This is a genomic window from Aeromicrobium sp. JP4 (assembly GCF_054957925.1).
The window spans coordinates 1,148,694-1,169,452 of the sequence record NZ_CM143290.1; the positions used below are offsets into that span (position 1 = coordinate 1,148,694).

Genomic DNA, 20,759 nt, shown 5'->3' on the forward strand with positions numbered 1-20,759 from the left:
GCGTGGGTCAGCGGTTCTTCTTGCGCGACTGGCGAGCGGCCTTCGCCTTGCGGCGTGCGGCCTCCTTGGCCTTGTTCTGGCGCGCCAGCTCGTTCGGGTCGAGCTCCTCGTCGTCGTCGACGACGGACTCCTCGACCGCGATGGCCGAGCCGTCCTCCGACGGCGCCGAGTACGACAGCTGCTTGGGCGTCGTGTCCGGCTCGAGGCCCTTGGCCGAGATGTGCGGGGGCTCGTCGCCCTCGTCGTCCTCGTCGACCTCGATCTCGACGCTGAGGTTGAACAGGTAGCCGACGGACTCCTCGGAGATGCCCTCCATCATCGCGTTGAACAGGTCGTAGCCCTCGCGCTGGTACTCCACCAGCGGATCGCGCTGGCTGTAGGCGCGCAGGCCGATGCCCTCGCGGAGGTAGTCCATCTCGTACAGGTGCTCGCGCCACTTGCGGTCGAGCACGCTCAGCACGACACGGCGCTCGAGCTCACGGGCGACCTCGTCGCCGAGCTCGGCCTCACGCTTGTCGTAGGCGGACAGCGCATCTTCGACGACCCGCGCCCGCAGCGTGGGGGCGTCGAGCCGCTCCAGTCCGCCGGCCTCCTCGACGACCTGCTCGTGATCGAGCGAGATCGGGTAAAGGGTGCGCAGCGCGGTCCACAGCTTGTCGAGCTCCCACGAGGTGGGGTAGCCCTCCGTGGCCGCGGTGACGTAGGCGCCGGTGACGTCCTCGATCATCTGGCGCACGCGCGGCTCGAGGTCCTCGCCCTCGAGCACCCGGCGGCGCTGGGAGTAGACGACCTCGCGCTGGGCGCTCATGACGTCGTCGTACTTGAGGATGTTCTTGCGGGTCTCGAAGTTCTGCGCCTCGACCAGACCCTGCGCCGACGCGATCGACTTCGTGACGCGCTTGTTCTCGATCGGCACGTCGTCGGGGATCTTCATCGTCTGCAGGATCCAGTTGACCCACTCGCCCTTGAACAGGCGCATGAGGTCGTCCTCGAGCGACAGGTAGAAGCGGGTGGAGCCCGGATCGCCCTGACGGCCGGAGCGGCCACGCAGCTGGTTGTCGATGCGACGGGACTCGTGACGCTCGGTGCCGATCACGGCCAGGCCGCCGGCCGCGACGACCTCGTCCTTCTCGGCCGCGACCTGCTTCTCGATGCGCTCGAGGGCCTCGGTCCACGCGGCGTCGTACTCCTCGGGGGTCTCGACGGGGTCGAGGCCCTTGCTGCGCAGCTCGGCGTCGGCCAGGAACTCGACGCTGCCGCCGAGCATGATGTCGGTACCGCGACCGGCCATGTTGGTGGCGACGGTGACCGCGCCCTTGTGACCGGCGCGCGCGACGATCGCGGCCTCGCGGTCGTGGTGCTTGGCGTTCAGGACCTCGTGGGCGATGCCCTGCTTCTTCAGCTGCTTGCTGAGCCGCTCGCTCTTGGCGACGCTGGTGGTGCCGATCAGCACCGGCTGGCCCTTGGCGTGACGCGCGGCGATGTCGTCGACGACGGCGTTGAACTTCGCGTCCTCGGTGCGGTAGACGAGGTCGGGCAGGTCGTCACGACGGATCGGCTTGTTGGTCCGAATGGGCACGACGCCGAGCTTGTAGATCTTGTCGAACTCGGCCGCCTCGGTCATGGCCGTACCGGTCATGCCCGAGAGGGTGGAGTAGAGACGGAAGTAGTTCTGCAGGGTGATCGTGGCCAGCGTCTGGTACTCCTCGCGGATCCGGACGCCCTCCTTCGCCTCGATCGCCTGGTGCAGGCCCTCGTTGTAGCGGCGTCCCTCGAGCAGGCGGCCCGTGTGCTCGTCGACGATCAGGACCTCGCCGTCGATGACGACGTAGTCCTTGTCCTTCTTGAACAGCTCCTTGGCCTTGACGGCGTTGTTCAGGAAGCCGATGAGCGGGGTGTTGACCGCGTCGTACAGGTTCGCGATGCCGAGCTGGTCCTCGACCACGTCGATGGCCTTCTCGGTGACCGCGACGGTGCGCTTCTTCTCGTCGACCTCGTAGTGCTCGTCGATGCGCATTCCGTCGATCATGCGGGCGAACTCGCCGTACCATTTGACCTCGTCCTCGGTGGGGCCCGAGATGATCAACGGCGTACGGGCCTCGTCGATGAGGATCGAGTCGACCTCGTCGACGATGGCGAAGTTGTGGCCGCGCTGGACGCACTCCTCGAGGGAGTCGGCCATGTTGTCGCGCAGGTAGTCGAAGCCGAACTCGTTGTTTGTGCCGTACGTGATGTCGCAGGCGTAGGCCTCGCGGCGCTGGGCGGGCGTCTGGCCCGCGACGACGACGCCGACGGTGAGGCCCAGGAAGTGGTGGACGCGGCCCATCATCTCGGACTGGTACTTGGCCAGGTAGTCGTTGACGGTGACCACGTGGACGCCCTTGCCGGACAGCGCGTTCAGGTAGGACGGGAGTGTGGCGACGAGGGTCTTGCCCTCACCGGTCTTCATCTCGGCGATGTTGCCCAGGTGCAGCGCGGCGCCACCGAGGATCTGCACGTCGAAGTGACGCTGGCCGAGCACGCGCGTGGCGGCCTCACGGACCGTGGCGAAGGCCTCGGGCAGGATGTCGTCGAGGGACTCGCCGGCCTCCAGCCGCTCCTTGAACTCGTCGGTCATGGCGCGCAGCTCGGCGTCGCTCATGGCGGAGAACTCGTCGCCCAGGGCGTTGACCTGGTCGGCGATGCGGTCGAGGCGCTTGAGGATCTTGCCCTCGCCGGCCCGCAGGATACTGTCGATGATCTTCGGCACCCGGCCATCCTAGTGCGGGCGGGCACACTCCGTCGCCAGCGTATGAGCGAGATCTCCCCGCTCCCCCACCTCGACTCCCTCCAGCCCCAGCCATCCGGCGAGCCGGTGCAGCTCCTGCGCCAGCTCGGCGGCGGTCGAGTCGGGCGCGTCGGGCTCGGCGAAGGCCCCCGGCACCAGCAGCCGGCCCCGCGCCCGATCGGCCTTGAGGTCAACCCGGGCGACGAGGCGGTCGCCCAGCAGGAACGGCAGGACGTAGTAGCCGTGCACGCGTCGCTCGGCCGGCACGTAGATCTCGATCCGGTAGCGGAAGTCGAAGAGGTGCTCGGTGCGCGTGCGCTCGAAGACCAGCGGGTCGAACGGGCTGAGCAGGGTGCGTGCCTCCACCCGGCGCGGACGCGCCGCCTCGGCGTGCAGGTAGGCAGGACGCTTCCACCCGTCGATGGTCACGGGCTCGAGCGTGCCGGCGGCCACGAGCGTGCTCACCGCCGCGGCCGTGGGGACGGGCGCCAGGCGGAAGTAGTCGCGCAGGCACTGCACGGTCGCGACACCCAGGGCCCGCGCGGCATGGCCGACGAGCGTCAGGTGCGCCTCCTCGTCCGCCGGCTCGGGCAGGGCGAGCACGCGTGCGGGCAGGACGCGCTCGGGCAGGCCGTACTCCCGCTCGAACGCGGCGTTGCGCCGGGCAGACGAGACGCGACCGACGAAGAAGAGGTACTCCAGCGCCTGCTTCGTCTGCGACCAGTTCCAGCCCCAGTGCGTCCGATCGCGCTCCTGCGCACCGAGCCGGGCCTCCAGCTCGCGCGCCGTGATCGGGCCCCACTGCGCGACCGCCGACTCGACCTGGTCGATCAGGTCGGGGTTCTCGTCGGCGGTGCGGGCCATCGCTCCCCACATCCCACGCCCCGAGCGCATCTTGTGGCTCATCGCGGGCCACAGGTCGACGTCGACGAGGGACGCCTCGTGCGCCCAGTACTCGAACAGCAGCCGCGGGGCGCGGCCGGCCGCCCGGTGCAGCAGCTCGGTGTCGTAGGGCCCGAGGCGCGAGTACAGCGGCAGGTAGTGGGCGCGCTGCAGCACGTTGACCGAGTCGATCTGGAAGAACCCGAGCCGCTGCGCGGTGCGGGCGACGTGCTCGCGGCGGACCTCGGCCGGCTGCGAGCGCGTGAACCCCTGGGCGGCGAGCGCGATGCGTCGCGCCTGCAACGCCGAGAGGCGTGGTGTCACAGCACGTCGTCGATGAGCTTGCTGCGGACGGCGTACATGGCCGCCTCCATCCGCGACTTCATCTGCAGCTTCTCCAGGATGTTGCGGATGTGGTTCTTCACCGTGTTCTCGCTGATGAAGAGCTCTCCCGCGATGTCGCGGTTGCTCTTGCCGTGGGCGACGAGGCGCAGCACCTGCAGCTCACGGGCGGTCAGGCTGGTGGACGGGGCCGGGCCCTTGGCCATGTGCACGAACTCGTCGAGCAGCTTGGTGGCCATGCTCGGGCTGATCAGCGACTGGCCCGCCGCGACGAGCTTGACCGCCTCGGCGACCTGGTCGTACGTGGAGCCGTCCTTGAGCAGGTAGCCCGCGGCACCGGCCTTGATGGACTCGTAGAGGTCGGCCTCGTCGTCACTGGCCGTGAGCATGATGATGCCGGTCGTGGGAGCCGTCTCCTTGATGGCGCCGCAGATCTCCACGCCGCTGCGACCGGGCATGCGGACGTCGAGCAGCACGACGTCGAACGGCTCCTCCGCGATCCGCTCCAGGGCCGCGTCACCGTCGTCGACGTCCTCGATCTCGAAACCGCCGTCGGCGCCGAGGACCATGGTGACGCCCCTCCGGAAGAGCTCCTGGTCATCGACCAGGAGCACCCGGATCGCATCCGCGTTCGTAGTCACGGCACGATCATGCCACGTCTGGCGACTTTCACCCCTCGACCTTGAGCCGAATCACGCCGTAGTCGTAGCCCTTGCGCCGGTAGACGACGCTCGGGCGCATCGAGTCCTTCTCCACGAAGAGGAAGAAGTCGTGCCCGACGAGCTCCATCTCGTAGAGGGCCTGGTCGAGGGTCATCGCGACCGAGGTGTGGTCCTTCTCGCGCACGACCAGCGGGCCGTCGCCCTGCACCTCCATGCTGGCCACATGGCGCACCAGCGGGTCGTCGGAGTCCTCCTCGGGCGCCCCGGCGACCTGCAGGTCGGCCGTGGCCTCCTCGAGGGTGCCGGGGGCGTGCTTGTCGCGGTGCCGGATCTTGCGGTCGACCACCTTGCGCAGGCGCCCCTCCAGCTTGTCGACCGCGGCGTCGAGGGCGGAGTGCTGATCGGTGGAGGCGGCCTCCACCCGGACGGCGGGACCGCGCGAGTGCAGCGTCATCTCCACCTTGGCGGCCTTGTCGTGCTGGCGCGGGTTCTTCTCGTGTGTCACCTCGACCTCGACCCGATTGATCCGCTGACGACCGTCGAACTTCTCGATCCGCTGGAGCTTCTCGGCGACATGGGAGCGGAACCGCTCCGAGATCTCACTGTTGCGTCCGGTGACCACGATTTCCATGTCCGACTCCTTCTCCAGTGTCCGAGGTTCCGAGCTTCTCAGCTACCTCGACCGTAGCCCGTCGGGAGGGTGACCCGCCACCGCTGCGGACCCTGCCGGGGCCACCACGACCGCCGCCGCGCCGAGTACCTCGACGACCCCGGCCGCCGCGAGCGCACGGGCCGCCTCGCGGGCCGTGGAGCCCGTCGTGACGACGTCGTCGACGACCACGACGAGCCCCTGCGGAACCACGATCGACCGCATGCTGCCGGCGAGATTCCGCGACCGTTCGAGGCGGCCGAGGGCGTGCTGGTCACCGGTCTGCCGGACGAGCCTCAGGCAGCCGAGCGAGGTGGCGTCGACCCCGACCGCGCCGAGCGACCGGGCTGCGGCGGTGGCCAGGTCGGCCACGAGGTCGCGACCCCGCTCACGACGCGACCGGCGGGTGGACGGCACCGGGACGAGCGTCACCGACCGCTCGGCACCGAGCAGCGTGATCACCGCGGCGGCGAGGTGGTGCGCCATGAGCGGGTCGAGGGCGTGGGTGCCGCCCAGCTTCCAGGCCAGCAGCGCGTCGCGTCGCGAGCCGGCGTGGATCCCCGCGCCCACCACGTCCAGACCCTCGAGCGAGACCCGGGCGGGCTCGGGCGCGAGGGCCGCCGCGCACCGCCGGCAGACCCGGCCGCCGGGTGACCCGCACAGCGGGCAGCACGCGCCGAGGACGAGGTCGGCCGCCGCCTGCCACCACCGCTCCATCGGCCCAGTGTGGGCGGGCGACGCCGGACGGACCAGAGCGAGCTCCGGACCTGTGGACGGCTCAGGCGAGGCCGCGCGCGACGGGTACGTCGACCGGCACCCAGCGCGTGCGGTCGAGCATCCAGACCCCACCGTCGGCGTCGATCAGGTAGAGGTCGGGCGAGGCCGCGGCGGTCGCGACCAGGCCGACGGGAACGATGTCGGGCAGCAGCTGACCGCCGCCCGGCCACGCGTCGACCGCGCCGGTGCCGTCGATGCGGGCCGAGCGGATCTGCGTGCCGCGCGGCCCGAGGTGCGCCACCCGCGAGCCGTCGACCCACACGACCTGGCGCGCGGGGTCCTCGGTGGACTGCTCGACCGGGCGGGTCAGGCGCACGACCCGGCCCTCGGCCCGCACGACCCCGCCGAGCAGGAGCCGGCCCCCGGCCGTGGCCGCGTAGCGGGTGCCGTCGGGCGACACGGCGAACGACGAGACGTCGGCGAGGCCGGGGCTCGGCACGAGCGAGAGCGACGTGCCGTCGTGGACTCGCACGCGGGCCCGTCCCCCGGGCCGGTCGACGAGCCAGGCCTGCGCGTCGATGTCGAGCACCGGGCGCAGGAAGCCCTGCCCCGTGACCTCGAGCGCGTCGGAGCCGTCGGCGGCGGTGATGCGTGCCCGGTCGGCCCACACCCCGACGGCGCGGTCCTCCGCGACGACCACGGCGGAGGCTCCTTCGTCGGAGCGGCCCCAGGCGCCCGGCACCGGCTGCTGCGCGCGGGGGCCCACCTGGTGCACGATGTCGCCCGCCACCACGTAGGCCCAGCGCCGCGACTTGTCGGGACCGAACGAGGCCCACCCGCCGGCGTCCTGCACGAGGTCGCCCGTGGGCGCCACGACCGTGCCGTCGCCGGTGATCTGGATGTCCGTGACGGCCGGGACCTGCCTCAGCGTCCACGCGACCTGGGCCGAGATGCGCTTCTGCGTGGTGGTCGACAGCTCGCCGACGCGTCGCGAGAAGTCCACCTGGGCCACTCCCGCCACCACCGGCACGGAGGCTCGCAGGTCGTCGGCGGGCGGCACGGCGGTGGTCAGGCCCGGGGCCGAGTCGGGCTGCGGACCGAGGGCCAGGCTCGTCATGAGGGAGGTCGCCAGCTGGTCGCCCACGACCTCGTGGACCGGCACGGGCACCAGGTGGCGGCCGGTCTCGTCGAGGAAGTACAGGTCGAACGCGCGCACGTAGTCCTCGAACCAGTCGCGGCTGACCAGCGCCCCGTCGGGCGGGTTGGAGATGCGCCACTGACCGTCGATCCGGGCGAGGTCGAACTCGATGCGGCGGTTCCCGCCGGCAGGCGTCAGGCGGCCCTGCTCGTCGAGGCGCACGTCGGTGGACAGGTCGATCCGGCTCGAGCCGACCGACTCGGAGAACACCTGGGCCTCGGTGTAGACCGTGGTGCCGCCACCGGGCCGCCACTGCTGCGCCGCCTCCGCCGTGAGGTACTCCGCGGCGACGCGGTGGGTCACCGGGTAGGCGAGCATCGCGTCGAGGAACCCGCGCACGGTCTGGGCCTCGGTCATGCCGGGGATGGGTCCCGACGGGGTGTAGCGCACGGTGCTCTCACCCAGGCCGGCCTCGTCCTCCACACGCTCGACCGGGCCGGACGTGGGGATGCCCGCGCACCCGGTCAGCAGGGCGGCGACCAGCGTGAGCACCAGGGCGACGGAGCGGCGGCTCATGCGAACACCGACCTCGTGACGGGCGACCAGACGCGCTCGCCTGCGACGCGCGGGAGGGTGAGGATGAACTCCGTGCCCTGGCCCTTGCGCGACCAGACCTCGAGCGTGCCGCCGTGCAGGGCGGCATCCTCGCGGGCGATCGCCAGCCCCAGGCCGGTGCCGCCCTGCGACCGCGCCGGGTCGCCGCGCCAGAACCGGTCGAACACGCGCCGCACCTCCTCGGGCTCCATCCCCACGCCGTGGTCGCGGACCGCCAGCGACACGCGGTCGGGCGCCTGCGCGACGATGACCTCCACCCGCGAGGATTGGCTGTAGCGCGCCGCGTTCACGATGAGGTTGCGCACCATGCGGTCCACGCGCCGGATGTCGGCGTCGACGACGGCCGGGACCCCGACGCCTCGCGCACGGCCCACGATCCCGGCCCGCGACAGCACCTCGTCGGCGGCCGCCGCCTTCGCCACGGAGGCCAGGTCGACGGGGTCGAGCTCGAGGGTGGCCGCGCCCGCGTCGAACCGGCTGAGGTCGAGCAGGTCGGACAGCAACGCCTCGAAGCGGCCGACCTCGGTGTGCAGCAGCTCGGCGGCACGCGCGGTCTGCGGGTCGAACTTCGGCCGGGCCTCGAACAGCACCTGGCCGGCCATCTGCACGGTCGTCAACGGGGTGCGCAGCTCGTGCGAGACGTCGGAGACGAAGCGCTGCTGCAGCCGGGAGAGGTTCTCCAACCGGCGGATCTGGCTCTGCAGGCTCTCGGCCATCTGGTTGAACGAGGTGCTGAGGCGGGCGATGTCGTCCTCGCCCTTGACGTGCATGCGCTGCTCCAGGTTGCCCGCGGCGAAGCGCTCCGCGATCCGGCGGGCCAGGCGGACGGGCTCGACCACCTGGCGGGCCACCAGCCACGCCACGAGCGTCACCATCACCAGCAGGGCGGCGCCGCCGGCGAGCAGCGCCGTGCGCACGAGGTCGAGCGTCTCCTGCTGGTCGGCCATCGAGAAGACGTAGTAGAGCGCGTACTGGTCGTTGGAGCCCTGGGCGGTGACGCGGCCCCCGACCGTCACGACCGGGAGATCGTCGCCGGCACCGAAGGGCGCCAGCTCGGAGAAGGTCCAGAACGTGCCCTGGTCGGCACTCACACGCTCGACGAGCGACTCCGGGACCTCCTCGATCCCCACGTTGCCCGAGGCCCGGACGGGCGCGCCGCCCGCCTCGGCCAGGGGGCCCTGCAGGACGAGCTCGTAGGCGCGGTTCTCCCCGCGCGTGGCGGCCAGCGAGTCGACCAGCTGGGTCAGGGCCGGTGACTGGCGCGCGGGCTCGCTGTCGACCGCCGCGTCGAGCTGGGACTGGGCCTGCTCGAGGCCCGCGCGGGCCTCGGCGATGGCGGCGTCGCGCCGGTTGTCGGCCAGGCCACCGGCGACGTCACGCAGCAGTGCCCAGCCGACGATCACGATGACCGCCACGCTGAGCAGCAGGGTGTTGATGACGACCCGCGTCCGCAGCGAACGGCGCCACAGCCCGACGAGCCGGCGCATCAGTTCGCCGGGTCGATCGCCTGGTAGCCGACGCCGCGCACCGTGCGGATGACGCTGGGGTTGTCGGCGTCGTCCTCGATCTTCTGACGCAGACGGGTCATGTGGACGTTCACCAGCTTGGTGTCGCCGGGATGGTGGTAGCCCCACACCTTCTCCAGCAGCGCCTCGCGGCTGAAGACCTGCTCGGGCGCGGAGATCAGGCACGCGAGCAGGTCGAACTCCAGTGGCGTGAGCGAGACCGGGCGGCCGTCACGGGTGACGGTGTGGGCCTGGGGGTCGAGCACGATCCCGCCGAACTCGATCCGTGCGCCCATCGGGTCGCTGCGGCGCAGCCGGGCGCGGATGCGCGCGATCAGCTCGCTGTTGCGGAACGGCTTGGTGATGTAGTCGTCGGCCCCGACGCCGAGTCCGTCGACGATGTCGCGCGTGTCGCCCTTGGCGGTCAGCATCACGATCGGGACGCCCGAGACCTCCCGGATCTGGCGGCACACTTCCATGCCGTCCAGACCCGGGAGCATCCGGTCGAGGAGCACGACGTCGGGCTTGAAGGCCTCGAAGGCCTCCATCACCGCGTCGCCGGTGCGGCACACCGACGTACGGAAGCCCTCGCCCTGCAGGACGATCGTGAGCATCTCCGCCAACGACGCGTCATCGTCGACGACCAGCACCCGATCGTTCTTGGGGCGACGTTGCGACATGCTCAGTAGCGGTAGTGGTCCGACTTGTACGGACCTGCCACGTCGACGCCGAGGTACTCGGCCTGGGCCTTCGACAGCTCGGTGAGCTCGACACCGAGGGCGTCCAGGTGCAGGCGGGCGACCTCCTCGTCGAGGTGCTTGGGCAGCACGTGCACGCCCAGCTCGTACTGGTCGGCCTTGCTGTACAGCTCGATCTGCGCGAGCACCTGGTTCGTGAAGGAGTTCGACATCACGAACGACGGGTGGCCCGTGGCGTTGCCCAGGTTCAGCAGGCGGCCCTCGGACAGCACGATGATCTTCTTGCCGTCGGGGAAGATCCACTGGTGGACCTGGGGCTTGATCTCGTCCTTGACGATGCCGGGGATCTTGGCCAGGCCGGCCATGTTGATCTCGTTGTCGAAGTGACCGATGTTGCCGACGATCGCCTGGTGCTTCATCTTCTCGAAGTGCTCGACCCGGATGATGTCGAAGTTGCCCGTCGTGGTGATGAAGATGTCGGCGGTCTCGACGACCGACTCGAGGCGCTTGACCTCGTAGCCGTCCATCGCGGCCTGGAGGGCGCAGATGGGGTCGATCTCGGTGACGATGACGCGAGCACCCTGGCCGCGCAGCGACTCGGCCGAGCCCTTGCCCACGTCGCCGTAGCCGCACACGACGGCGACCTTGCCGCCGATCATGACGTCGGTGGCGCGGTTGATGCCGTCGATCAGCGAGTGGCGGCAGCCGTACTTGTTGTCGAACTTGCTCTTGGTGACCGAGTCGTTGACGTTGATCGCCGGGAAGAGCAGCGTGCCCTCGCGGAAGCGGTCGTAGAGGCGCAGGACACCGGTGGTGGTCTCCTCGGAGACGCCCTTGATGTCCTTGGAGATGTTCGTCCAGTGCTGCGGCTTGGTCTCCAGCGAGCGGGCCAGGACGCGCAGCACCTCCTTGAACTCCTCGTTGTCGGTGCTGTCCTGCGGCGGCACGGCGCCGGCCTTCTCGTACTCGACGCCCAGGTGCAGCAGCATCGTGATGTCGCCGCCGTCGTCGAGCAGGACGTTGGGTCCGCCCTCGGCGAAGTCGAAGACCTTCTCGGCCTCGTCCCAGTACTCGGCCAGCGTCTCGCCCTTCCAGGCGAAGACCGGCGTGCCCTGCGGGTCGTCCGGCGTCCCGTTCGGGCCGACGACGACCGCGGCGGCGGCGTGGTCCTGGGTGGAGAAGATGTTGCACGTCGCCCAGCGCACGTCGGCGCCGAGGGCGGTGAGGGTCTCGATCAGGACCGCGGTCTGGATCGTCATGTGCAGCGACCCGGCGATGCGGGCGCCGGCCAGCGGCTTGGAGTCGCCGTAGCGCTCCCGCATGGCCATCAGGCCCGGCATCTCGTGCTCCGCGAGCTCGATCTCCTTGCGGCCGTACTCGTGGAGGGACAGGTCCTTGACGCGATAATCCATACCCACCAGCGTACCGGCGAGTACCGAGCCTCAACGAATCGACGCCACACTCACCTCGAGCCGGGTGGCAGGGCGGGCGGGAACCGCAGGAACGGGCGCAGGTGCCACATGCGGTCGAGCAGCGCGTAGGTGCGGTCGGGACCCTCGGGCTTGGCCCGTCCGGTCATCACCGCGTCGTGCAGGAAGGCGACCTCGGTGGCGAGCTGCTGGTACCGGTCGACGGCCTCCGCGGCGATGGGTCCGTAGCGCGCGGCGAACACGCGGGCCTGGCGCCGGCGGCCGAACCGGACCAGCCACGGCACCTCGGCCGGGTGGAGCCAGCCACGCCGTGCCATGTCGCCCAGGGACCGCGCCATCACGTCGAACTGGCGCATGCGCAGCACGACCGCCGTGACGCCCAGGCCGAGCAGCAGGCACGCGAGCACGACGTACGCCAGCAGGAAGCCCACACCGCCGCCGACCACGATCGAGCCGTTCCACAGCGCGTGGAGGCCGACGCTGACGAGGTACCCCAGCGCCACCAGGCCCCAGCGCTGGGCCCGCGAGGTGCGCGAGACCGACAGGCCGACGGCGATGCCGATCGCCGACGCGAACAAGGGGTGCGCGAACGGGCTGAACAGCCCGCGGACCACGAACGTGGCGGTCGCCATCTCGGTGCCGGAGTAGGGCACCTCGTCGAAGCCCAGGTAGCTGGCGGCGTAGTAGCCGACGTTCTCCATCGCGGCGAAGCCCAGCGCGACCAGGCCCGAGACGATGAGGCCGTCGAGGACCCCGTCGATGATGCGCCGCAGCCGGACGAGCGTGAGCACGACGAACAGGCCCTTGGCGAACTCCTCGGCGACGGGCGCACCGAACGCGATGAGCCAGTCCTCGCTCATGCCCAGGCGCGACATCCCGATCTCCAGCGGCAGCGCGATCGCCACGGCGATCACCGCACCCCAGACGAAGGCGGCCGCCTTGTAGCGGAACGGCTCGGGCTCGACGCGGTCGAGCCACCAGTACATGGCCAGCGCGGCCGGGAGCGGGACGAGGGCGTACACCACCGCCAGGGAGGCGCCGGTGACCGATCCCGACGTGGAGGCCAGGAAGATCGCGCCGGCCGCGCCGGCCAGGGCCGAGATCCACACGAGCACGACGAGGACCTTGCGGCCACGCTGGCGGAACGGGTCGTCCTCGCGCGGCAGCGCGGCAGGCGCCTCGATCGTCGTCACGTGGACAGCCTAGAGCGGAGCCACGACACCGAACGCCCCCGATAGTGTGGGCCGCAGGCGCCCGTAGCTCAGCTGGATAGAGCAAGAGCCTTCTAATCTCTAGGTCGCAGGTTCGAATCCTGCCGGGCGCGCCAGAGCGAACCGAAGGAGAGAACCGTGAGCGACCTGTTCGAGATCGACCAGACCCAGCGACTTCGCCGCGAGGAGGCCGCCGCCCGGCTGCACGCCCTCGCCGACGCGCTCGCGCGCCACAACTCGGTGGAGTTCGAGAAGAACGGCCACCGCATCACGGTCGACGTGCCCGACGAGGTCGAGCTGACCGTCGAGGTCGAGATCGGTGACGAGAACGAGCTGGAGATCGAGCTGCGCTGGTGACCTGACGGACGTCAGGACGCGAGCGCGTCCTCGACGGCCGACCGCACCGCGAAGACGTCGTCGAGCTTCTCACCGTCGACGAACACCGACGGCGTGCTCGTGACGTCGCGCTCCCGCGCGGTCTCGCGCGCCTCGTTCAGCCAGGGCACGAACCTGCGGTCCTGGACGCACGCGTCGGCACCGGGGACCCCCGCGTCCTGCGCCAGGGCCGCGAGCGCGGCTTCGGACGGCTCCTCGTCACCCGAGGCGTAGCCCGCCGCGAACAGCTCCGACTTCATCGCCCAGAACGCCTCCGCGCCCTGGGCATCGGCGACGCAGAAGGCGGCGTTCATCGCGTCGTGCGCAGGGCCGGTGCCGGCGGTGCCGTCGAGGATCGTCATGGGCATGAAGCGCAACACGATGTCGCCGCGCTCGGCGCGGTCGTCCAGCCACGCACCGTGCTTGGCCTCGAAGTCGGCGCAGTGCGAGCACAGGAAGTCCTCGTACACCTCCACCACCGGCGCGCCGGCCGGCGCGGCACCGGGGTGCTGCACGCCGCCGGACGTCACGTTCCGCGGCTCGACGACCGGACCGTCCGCGGCGTCGTCGCCGCCCAGCGCCGAGAGACCCCAGGCGACCCCGAGCACCAGCACGAGGGCGCCGACGACCGCCGCGAGCGTGAGCGTGGTGCGCTTGCGGCGCTCCCCACGCTCACGCTCGAGGCGAGCCTGCTCGGCCCGGGCGCCCCGCGCCTTGCGGTCGTTCGTCACGTCAGGACTTGGACGCCTCGGCGATCGCGGCCTGCAGCTCCTGCGGCGTGCGCGCCTCGGAGGCCTTGCCGTTGATGTGCACCGTCGGGGTGCCCGAGACCTCGCGCTCGTCGGCCGACTTCTCCTGCATCTCGTCGATCCACGGGACGAACTTCTCGGTGCGGACGCACGACTCGACGTCCGGCGCGCCGGCCTCCTCGGCCAGTTCGATCAGCTCGGCGTCCTCCGGGCCGGCTCCGCCCTCGGCGGGCTGGTTGGCGAACAGCGCGGTGTGGACCTTCCAGAAGGCTTCCGGGCCCTCCTGGTCCACGGCGCACATCGCCACATTGGCCGCGCGGCGTGAGTAGTCGTTCGTGCTCTGGTTGTGCAGGAACGAGAACGGCATGAAGCGCAGGGTGATGGCGCCCGACGCGGCCTGGTCCTGCAGGAACTGGCCACTGAGCTGTTCGAAGGAGCCGCAGGCGGGGCACAGGAAGTCCTCGAACACCTCCATCACCGGAGCGTCGGGCTTCGTCTGTCCCGTGGCCGGGAAGTCGACACCGCCCTCGGTCAGGTTGGCCGGCTCGATGACCTCGGTGCTCTTCGCGTTGTCGTCCGAGAGGGACTTGACGCCCCAGCCTGCGGCGGCGATCAGCACGAGGACCACGACGACGATCGCGACGGTGATCTTGTTGCGCTGCTTGCGCTCGGCCTTCTCGCGCTCCTTGCGCATCTGCTCGGCGCGGGCGGCGCGGGCCTGGCGGTCGTTCGTCACGTGCGGGCTCCTCGGGACATGGACGCGGTACGGCCGGAAGCCTACCCGGTGCGGCCCATCCGTCGGTGGCTCGCACTAGGGTGGCGGGGTGAACGACAAGCTGGTGTGGATCGATTGCGAGATGACGGGCCTGTCGATCCGCGACGACGCCCTGGTCGAGATCGCGGCGCTCGTGACCGACTACGACCTCAACATCCTCGGCGACGGGGTCGACCTCATCATCAAGCCCCCGCAGGCGGCGCTCGAGCAGATGAACGAGGTCGTCACGCAGATGCACACCTCCTCTGGCCTGCTCGACCAGCTGGCCAGCGGCATCACGCTGCGCGAGGCCGAGGAGCAGGTGCTCGAGTACGTCCGCCAGTACGCCACCGAGCCGGGCAAGACTCCGCTCGCCGGCAACTCGATCGGCACCGACCGCGCCTTCCTGGCCCGCGACATGGTCGAGCTCGAGACGTGGCTGCACTACCGGGTGATCGACGTGTCCTCCATCAAGGAGCTGGCGCGCCACTGGTTCCCCCGCGCCTACTTCGCGGCACCCGAGAAGGGCGGCGCCCACCGCGCGCTGGCCGACATCCGCGAGAGCATCGACGAGCTGCGCTACTACCGCCGCACCGTCTTCACCCCCGATCCGGGGGTCGACACCGAGACCGCGCGCGCCGTCGCCGCGGAGATCCTCGGGGGCACCCCCTCCGAGTAGGACCTGCGCGAGACGTCCGGTAGACTCGTCGCGCTGTGCCGCGAGGCGCACATGGTGGGTGTAGCTCAGTTGGTAGAGCACCGGCTTGTGGTGCCGGTGGCCGCGGGTTCAAGTCCCGTCATCCACCCCATGAACGGCCCGGAATCGATGATTCCGGGCCGTTCGTCATGATGGAGTCATGGCCGAGCCGAAGACGCAGCCCACCGACGCCGACGTGGGCGCCTTCCTCGCCGCCGCCACGCCCGCGCGCCGGCGTGAGGACGGTCAGCGGCTGGCCGAGATCGTCGGCGAGGTCACGGGCACCGATCCGGTGATGTGGGGACCGTCGATGGTGGGCTACGGCAGCTACCGCTACGTCTCCCCCGCCAACCCCCGCACCCGCGGCACCTGGCCGAAGGTCGCGTTCTCGCCCCGCAAGGCAGCGCTGACGATCTACGGCCTGAAGGACCGACCCGAGGGCGCCGCGCTGCTTCCCGAGCTGGGCACGTACACCGAGGGCGCGGGCTGCGTGTACGTCAAGAGGCTCGACGACGTCGACCTCGGCGTGCTGCGCCGGCTCGTGGCGATCGCGTGGGAGCGCGAGGACGACCCGGAGCCCTGAGGTCAGGCCAGCCGCTCGCGCACCCAGTGCCCGAGCAGCCGCGCGCAGGCGTCGACCACCGCGGTCCACTCCAGTGCGGAGTCGTCGGCGGCGTCGCTCACGATCTTCACGAGGCGGCACGGCACGCCGGCGCGCTGGCACGCCCGTGCCACCGCGAAGCCCTCCATGTCGACCAGGTGGGCCCGCGCGGCGATCGCGTCGCGGACGACGGGGTCGGTGACGAACAGGTCCCCCGTGGCCAGCACGGTGCCGTCGCCGCCGGCGAGATCGATCTCGTCCACGGCGTCGTGGCCGAGCGCGCGGATCGCGTCGGCGGAGTAGTCGTGGTTCACGACGACCGAGGGCACGAAGAGCCCGGTCAGGCCGGGGCGGAGCGCGCCGGCCGTGCCGACGTTGAGGACCAGCTCGGGACGCAGCGCCGCGATGGCCTCCGTGGTGGCGGCCGCGGCCTCGACCTTCCCGATCCCGGTGAGGACGAGCGGCACCTCCGGGGGCAGGTGGGCGGCCTCGGCCTTCGTCGCTGCGATGACGAGGACCTTCGCCGGATCGAGGCTCACAGGTGGGCCACCGGGACGACGTCGGGAGCGCCCATCCGCGCCGCGTCGGCCGTCTCGTCGTCGGGCATCGTCTGGCTCTCGCGCTCGGCGTCGACCCGCTTGAGGTAGTGGTCGACCTCGCGCTCGCGCTGGGCGTCGGACCAGTCGAGGACCTCGGCCATGAGCTCGGCCGCCTCGGCCGCGCACTCGGTGCCGCGGTGGAACGTCTCGATCGAGATCCGGGTGCGCCGCGCGAGGATGTCGTCGAGGTGACGGGCGCCCTCGTGCGTGACGCCGTAGACCACTTCGGCGCGCAGGTAGTCGTCCGCGCCGGTGAGCGGCTCGGCGAGGTCCGGCCGGTCGGCGATGAGGTCGAGCACCTCGGTGGCGAGGGTGCCGAACCGGTTGAGCAGGTGCTCGATCCGGCCGACGCCGAGCCCGTGCTGGGCCGCGAGCGCCTGGCGCTGGTTCCACAGGGCGGAGTACCCGTCGGCGCCCAGCAGCGGGATGTCGTCGGTGACGCACTCCGGCACGCGACGGTCGAGCAGCGAGCCCATCTGCTGCACGGCGGCGTCGATCGCATCCTTCGCCATGACGCGGTAGGTCGTGTACTTGCCGCCGGCGATGACGACGAGCCCCTTCACCGAGGTCGAGACCGCGTGCTCGCGCGACAGCTTGCTGGTGGCCTCGTCCTCGCCGGCCAGCAGCGGGCGCAGGCCGGCGTACACGCCCTCGACGTCCTCGGGGACGAGCGGCTCGACGAGGACCTTGTTGACCTCCTCGAGCAGGTAGGCGATGTCCTTCGCGCTGGCGGCCGGGTGGTCCTTGCTCAGCGACCAGTCGGTGTCGGTCGTGCCGATGATCCAGTGACGCCCCCACGGGATGACGAACAGCACCGACTTCTCGGTGCGCAGGATCAGGCCGGACTCGCCGCGGATCCGGTCGCGCGGCACCACGAGGTGGATGCCCTTGCTGGCCCGGACGTTGAACTGGCCGCGCTCGGCGGCGAAGGACTGCGTCTCGTCGGTCCACACGCCCGTGGCGTTGACGACCTGGCGGGCGCGGATCTCGATCTCGCGGCCCGACTCGAGGTCCTTGACCCGCGCGCCGACGACGCGGTCGGCCTCGCGGACGAGGTCGATCACGCGGGTGCGGCTGGCGACGTGGGCGCCGTAGGCCGCGGCCGTGCGCGACAGGAACATCGTGTGGCGGGCGTCGTCGACCTGCCCGTCGTAGTAGTGCAGGGCGCCGACGAGGGCGTCCTTGCGCAGGCCCGGCATGACCCGGCGGGCGCCGGTGCGGGTGAGGTGGCGGTGCCGCGGGACGCCGCGCGAGCGCCCGGACAGCAGCGCCATCGAGTCGTAGAGGGCCACGCCGGATCCGGCGTAGAAGCGCTCCCACACGCGGTGCGTCAGCGGGTAGAGGAACGGCACCGGCTTCACCAGGTGGGGCGCCAGCTTGTCGATCAGCAGGCTGCGCTCGCCGAGCGCCTCCGCGACGAGGCGGAAGTCGAGCATCTCGAGGTAGCGCAGGCCGCCGTGCACGAGCTTGCTCGAGCGGCTCGAGGTGCCGGAGGCGAAGTCGCGGGCCTCCACGAGTCCGACGGAGAGGCCTCGCGTGGCGGCGTCGAGCGCGGCACCACCGCCCACGACCCCGCCGCCGATGACGAGGATGTCGAGGTGTTCCGAGGCCAGCGCGTCGAGCGCCTCCTGGCGGTGCTGCGGGGAGAGGGCAACCGGTCGCATGGACTCCAGTCAACCAGTGTCACGCCATGGCTGCCGCGATCGCGTTCGCGATCCGCAGCGTCGCCTCCCTCGCCGGGCGGCTGACGCCGGTGATGTTGATGAAGGCGTGGATCAGCGAGCCCTCCCTGGCCAGCGTCGTGGGCACCCCGGCCTCCTCCAGCCGGCGGGCGTACGCGATGCCCTCGTCGCGCAGCGGGTCGAAGCCGGCGACAGCGACGTAGGCCGGCGGCAGCCCCGCGAGGTCCTCGGCCAGCAGCGGCGAGGCCCGTGGGTCGAGAGCGTCCGCGGGATCGGCGAGGTAGCGCTCGCGGTACCAGTCCATGTGCCCCTCGGTGAGGAAGTAGCCCTCGGAGAACTCGGCGTAGGACGGGTGCTTGGTGGAGAGGTCGGTGACGGGGAACAGCAGCACCTGCAGCGCGGGGACGATGTCCCGACCGCGCAGGTCCCGGGCCAGCACCGCGCTCAGGTTGCCGCCCGCGCTGTCGCCCGCGACCACGATCCGGCGCGGGTCCAGGCCCCAGCCGGCCGCGTGCTCCACCGCGAAGTCCCAGGCCGCCAGCGCGTCCTCGGTGGCCGCGGGGAAGGGGTGCTCGGGCGCGAGCCGGTAGTCCACGGAGAGCACGTCGACGCCGGCCTCGAGGGCCAGGAAGCGCACGGCCGAGTCGGTGCTGACGCGGCTGCCCAGCACCCATCCTCCGCCGTGGAAGTACAGGACGAGGCCCCTCGACTCGGTGGTCGCGCGGTACCGCGTGGCCGGGATCGGGCCGGCCGCGCTCGGGATCACGAGGTCCTCCTCGACGGCGAAGTCGGGGAAGACGTCGGCGAACACGAGCGCCTCGTCGGTCAGCATCCGGCGCGCCTGCTCGACGGGGTGCTGCGTGAAGTCGCCGCCGGGGATGCGGTTCATCACCCGCAGGGCGACCGCGATCTCGGGCGAGAGGGTCTCGCCGTCGCGGTTGACCGGCGCGTGCCGGCCGAGCCGCGCGACCACCGAGTCGGGCAGCCGCGAGAAGCCTCGCACCACCGAGCGCTCGGCCTTCAGTGCGGCGGAGAGCCCGTGCCGCGTCGCGGCGCTCACTCGACCCAGCCCAGCGTGCGCTCGACGGCCTTCTTCCACTGGTGGTAGCCGGCCGCGCGCTGGTCGTCGTCCCACTCCGGGGTCCAGCGCTTGGACTCCGACCAGTTCGCCACCAGCTCGTCGGTGCTCGACCAGAAGCCCACCGCGAGCCCGGCGGCGTAGGCGGCGCCCAGGCACGTGGTCTCGGGCACCACGGGCCGGCTGACCTCGATGTTCAGGATGTCGGCCTGGATCTGCATGCAGAGCTCGTTGGCGGTGATCCCGCCGTCCACCCGCAGCACCTCCAGGTCGATGCCGGAGTCCGCGACCATCACGTCGACGACGTCCTTGCTCTGGTAGCAGATGGCCTCGAGCGCGGCGCGGGCCACGTGGGCGATCGTGTTGAAGCGCGAGAGGCCCACGATGACGCCCCGCGCGTCCGACCGCCAGTACGGCGCGAACAGGCCGCTGAAGGCCGGCACGAAGTAGACGCCGCCGTTGTCCTCGACGGTCTCGGCGAGCGCCTCGGAGTCGGCCGCCTCGGCGAACACCTTGAGCTGGTCGCGCAGCCACTGGATGGCCGATCCCGTCACCGCGATGGAGCCCTCGAGCGCGTAGACGGGCGGCTCGTCGCCGAAGCGGTAGGCCAGCGTCGTCAGCAGTCCGCGCTCCGAGCGCACGATCTCGGTGCCGGTGTTGAGGACCAGGAAGTTGCCGGTGCCGTAGGTGTTCTTGAGCATCCCGGGCTCGAAGCAGGCCTGGCCCACGAGTGCCGCGTGCTGGTCGCCGAGGTTGCCCGCCAGGATCACCTCGGCGCCGAAGGGGCCGTCCTCGGTCGTCCGGCCGAACTCCTGCGACGACGACGTGATCTCGGGGAGCATCTGCCGCGGGACGCCGAAGATCTCGAGCAGCTCGTCGTCCCACGTGAGGTCCTCGAGGTTCATCAGCATCGTGCGGCTCGCGTTGGTGACGTCCGTGACGTGCACCCCGCCGTCGGGCCCGCCGGTGAGGTTCCAGATGAGCCAGGTGTCGATCGTGCCGAAGAGGGCGTGGCCCGCCTCGGCGTCCTCGCGCACCCCGTCGACGTTCTCCAGGATCCAGTGCAGCTTGCCGCCGGCGAAGTAGGCCGCGGGCGGCAGCCCGGACTTCGCGTGGATGACCTTGCCGCTGCCGTCCTCGTCGAGGCGCTTGGCGAGGTCGGCAGTGCGGGTGTCCTGCCAGACGATGGCGTTGGCGTAGGGCTCGCCGGTGCGCCGGTCCCACACGACGGTGGTCTCGCGCTGGTTCGTGATGCCGACCGCGGCCAGGTCGCCGGCCGTGATCCCGGCGGCCGCGAGGCCCTGCTCGACGACCTCTCGGGTGTGCTCCCAGATCTCGGTGGCGTCGTGCTCCACCCAGCCGGCCCGCGGCAGGATCTGCTCGTGCTCGACCTGGTGCCGGCCCTTCTCCTCGCCCTGGTGGTCGAAGACCATGAAGCGGGTGCTGGTGGTGCCCTGGTCGATCGCGCCGACGAACTGCTGTGACATGGGCCTCACCCTAACCACGGGGGCGCGGCTGTTGCGTCATACGGAGCGGTCGCGCCGGCGACCGCTCCGTATGACGTCCCCGACCGCTGTGGACGCCGGATCGACCCGATCCGTTGGAAGC

At 71.1% G+C, this 20,759-nt stretch carries 19 protein-coding genes and 2 tRNA genes; 5 read left to right on the forward strand and 16 right to left on the reverse strand.

Annotated features, from left to right (window positions below; all coding sequences use genetic code 11):
* Positions 1–7 precede the first annotated feature (7 nt).
* From secA to ACY1JX_RS05685, 10 genes are all read right to left on the reverse strand, one after another.
* Entirely contained in the window at positions 8–2,749 is a 2,742-nt protein-coding gene (gene secA, locus ACY1JX_RS05640) for a preprotein translocase subunit SecA (RefSeq protein WP_462565498.1), read from the reverse strand.
* Positions 2,750–2,758: 9 nt separating this feature from the next.
* On the reverse strand, positions 2,759–3,973 hold the full coding sequence (locus tag ACY1JX_RS05645; RefSeq protein WP_462565499.1) for a winged helix-turn-helix domain-containing protein: 1,215 nt from the start codon (positions 3,971–3,973) through the stop codon (positions 2,759–2,761).
* On the reverse strand, positions 3,970–4,632 hold the full coding sequence (locus tag ACY1JX_RS05650; protein ID WP_286929526.1) for a response regulator: 663 nt from the start codon (positions 4,630–4,632) through the stop codon (positions 3,970–3,972). Before ACY1JX_RS05650 ends, ACY1JX_RS05645 begins: the two co-directional genes overlap by 4 nt.
* A gap of 28 nt (positions 4,633–4,660) precedes the next feature.
* Entirely contained in the window at positions 4,661–5,284 is a 624-nt protein-coding gene (gene hpf / locus ACY1JX_RS05655) for a ribosome hibernation-promoting factor, HPF/YfiA family (protein ID WP_462565500.1), read from the reverse strand.
* A gap of 42 nt (positions 5,285–5,326) precedes the next feature.
* Positions 5,327–6,019, reverse strand: coding sequence for a ComF family protein (locus ACY1JX_RS05660; RefSeq protein WP_462565501.1), 693 nt, complete (start codon positions 6,017–6,019; stop codon positions 5,327–5,329).
* 61 nt (positions 6,020–6,080) lie between these two features.
* Entirely contained in the window at positions 6,081–7,733 is a 1,653-nt protein-coding gene (locus ACY1JX_RS05665) for an LpqB family beta-propeller domain-containing protein (protein ID WP_462565502.1), read from the reverse strand.
* The gene (gene mtrB, locus ACY1JX_RS05670) at positions 7,730–9,259 is read right to left on the reverse strand and encodes an MtrAB system histidine kinase MtrB (RefSeq protein WP_286929522.1); all 1,530 of its coding nucleotides are present in this window, start codon (positions 9,257–9,259) and stop codon (positions 7,730–7,732) included. Before mtrB ends, ACY1JX_RS05665 begins: the two co-directional genes overlap by 4 nt.
* On the reverse strand, positions 9,259–9,957 hold the full coding sequence (mtrA, locus tag ACY1JX_RS05675) for an MtrAB system response regulator MtrA (protein WP_181755162.1): 699 nt from the start codon (positions 9,955–9,957) through the stop codon (positions 9,259–9,261). The genes mtrB and mtrA overlap by 1 nt, the downstream gene beginning before the upstream one ends.
* Before the next feature lie 2 nt (positions 9,958–9,959).
* Entirely contained in the window at positions 9,960–11,387 is a 1,428-nt protein-coding gene (gene ahcY, locus ACY1JX_RS05680; RefSeq protein ID WP_462565503.1) for an adenosylhomocysteinase, read from the reverse strand.
* A 50-nt stretch (positions 11,388–11,437) separates the two neighbouring features.
* On the reverse strand, positions 11,438–12,598 hold the full coding sequence (locus ACY1JX_RS05685) for a PrsW family intramembrane metalloprotease (protein WP_462565504.1): 1,161 nt from the start codon (positions 12,596–12,598) through the stop codon (positions 11,438–11,440).
* A gap of 57 nt (positions 12,599–12,655) precedes the next feature.
* On the opposite strand from ACY1JX_RS05685, the gene ACY1JX_RS05690 reads away from it, so the two are divergent.
* Positions 12,656–12,732: transfer RNA gene (locus tag ACY1JX_RS05690), tRNA-Arg, on the forward strand.
* Positions 12,733–12,754: 22 nt separating this feature from the next.
* The gene (locus ACY1JX_RS05695; protein WP_181755159.1) at positions 12,755–12,973 is read left to right on the forward strand and encodes an amphi-Trp domain-containing protein; all 219 of its coding nucleotides are present in this window, start codon (positions 12,755–12,757) and stop codon (positions 12,971–12,973) included.
* A gap of 11 nt (positions 12,974–12,984) precedes the next feature.
* Here ACY1JX_RS05695 and ACY1JX_RS05700 read toward each other — a convergent pair whose 3' ends face one another.
* Together ACY1JX_RS05700 and ACY1JX_RS05705 are read right to left on the reverse strand one after the other, a co-directional pair.
* A complete protein-coding gene (locus ACY1JX_RS05700) occupies positions 12,985–13,722 on the reverse strand; it encodes a DsbA family protein (protein ID WP_462565505.1) in 738 nt (245 codons plus the stop codon).
* Between the two features lies 1 nt (position 13,723).
* Positions 13,724–14,476 carry a thioredoxin domain-containing protein gene (locus ACY1JX_RS05705; RefSeq protein WP_181755157.1) on the reverse strand — a complete coding sequence of 251 codons (753 nt, stop codon included), beginning with the start codon at positions 14,474–14,476 and terminating at the stop codon, positions 13,724–13,726.
* Positions 14,477–14,564: 88 nt separating this feature from the next.
* Here ACY1JX_RS05705 and orn point away from each other — a divergent pair, with 88 nt between their 5' ends.
* The 3 genes from orn to ACY1JX_RS05720 all read left to right on the forward strand — a co-directional run bounded on the left by orn (position 14,565) and on the right by ACY1JX_RS05720 (position 15,774).
* Positions 14,565–15,173: an oligoribonuclease gene (gene orn / locus ACY1JX_RS05710; RefSeq protein ID WP_181755156.1), complete on the forward strand. Its 609-nt coding sequence runs from the start codon at positions 14,565–14,567 to the stop codon at positions 15,171–15,173.
* Between the two features lie 54 nt (positions 15,174–15,227).
* A tRNA-His gene (locus ACY1JX_RS05715) sits at positions 15,228–15,303 on the forward strand.
* A 48-nt stretch (positions 15,304–15,351) separates the two neighbouring features.
* Entirely contained in the window at positions 15,352–15,774 is a 423-nt protein-coding gene (locus ACY1JX_RS05720; protein ID WP_181755155.1) for a DUF1801 domain-containing protein, read from the forward strand.
* Between the two features lie 2 nt (positions 15,775–15,776).
* Here the strand turns inward: ACY1JX_RS05720 and ACY1JX_RS05725 are convergent, their stop codons facing one another.
* Genes ACY1JX_RS05725 through glpK form a run of 4 tightly spaced genes read right to left on the reverse strand, consistent with a single transcriptional unit; the run spans position 15,777 to position 20,638 of the window.
* Positions 15,777–16,331 (reverse strand): nucleosidase, encoded by a 555-nt coding sequence (locus tag ACY1JX_RS05725; RefSeq protein ID WP_462565506.1) that lies wholly within the window; start codon positions 16,329–16,331, stop codon positions 15,777–15,779.
* Positions 16,328–18,055 (reverse strand): glycerol-3-phosphate dehydrogenase/oxidase, encoded by a 1,728-nt coding sequence (locus tag ACY1JX_RS05730; protein WP_462565507.1) that lies wholly within the window; start codon positions 18,053–18,055, stop codon positions 16,328–16,330. Before ACY1JX_RS05730 ends, ACY1JX_RS05725 begins: the two co-directional genes overlap by 4 nt.
* A gap of 19 nt (positions 18,056–18,074) precedes the next feature.
* Positions 18,075–19,133 (reverse strand): alpha/beta hydrolase, encoded by a 1,059-nt coding sequence (locus ACY1JX_RS05735; RefSeq protein ID WP_286929513.1) that lies wholly within the window; start codon positions 19,131–19,133, stop codon positions 18,075–18,077.
* A complete protein-coding gene (glpK, locus tag ACY1JX_RS05740) occupies positions 19,130–20,638 on the reverse strand; it encodes a glycerol kinase GlpK (RefSeq protein ID WP_462565508.1) in 1,509 nt (502 codons plus the stop codon). The genes ACY1JX_RS05735 and glpK overlap by 4 nt, the downstream gene beginning before the upstream one ends.
* Positions 20,639–20,759: the final 121 nt, after the last annotated feature.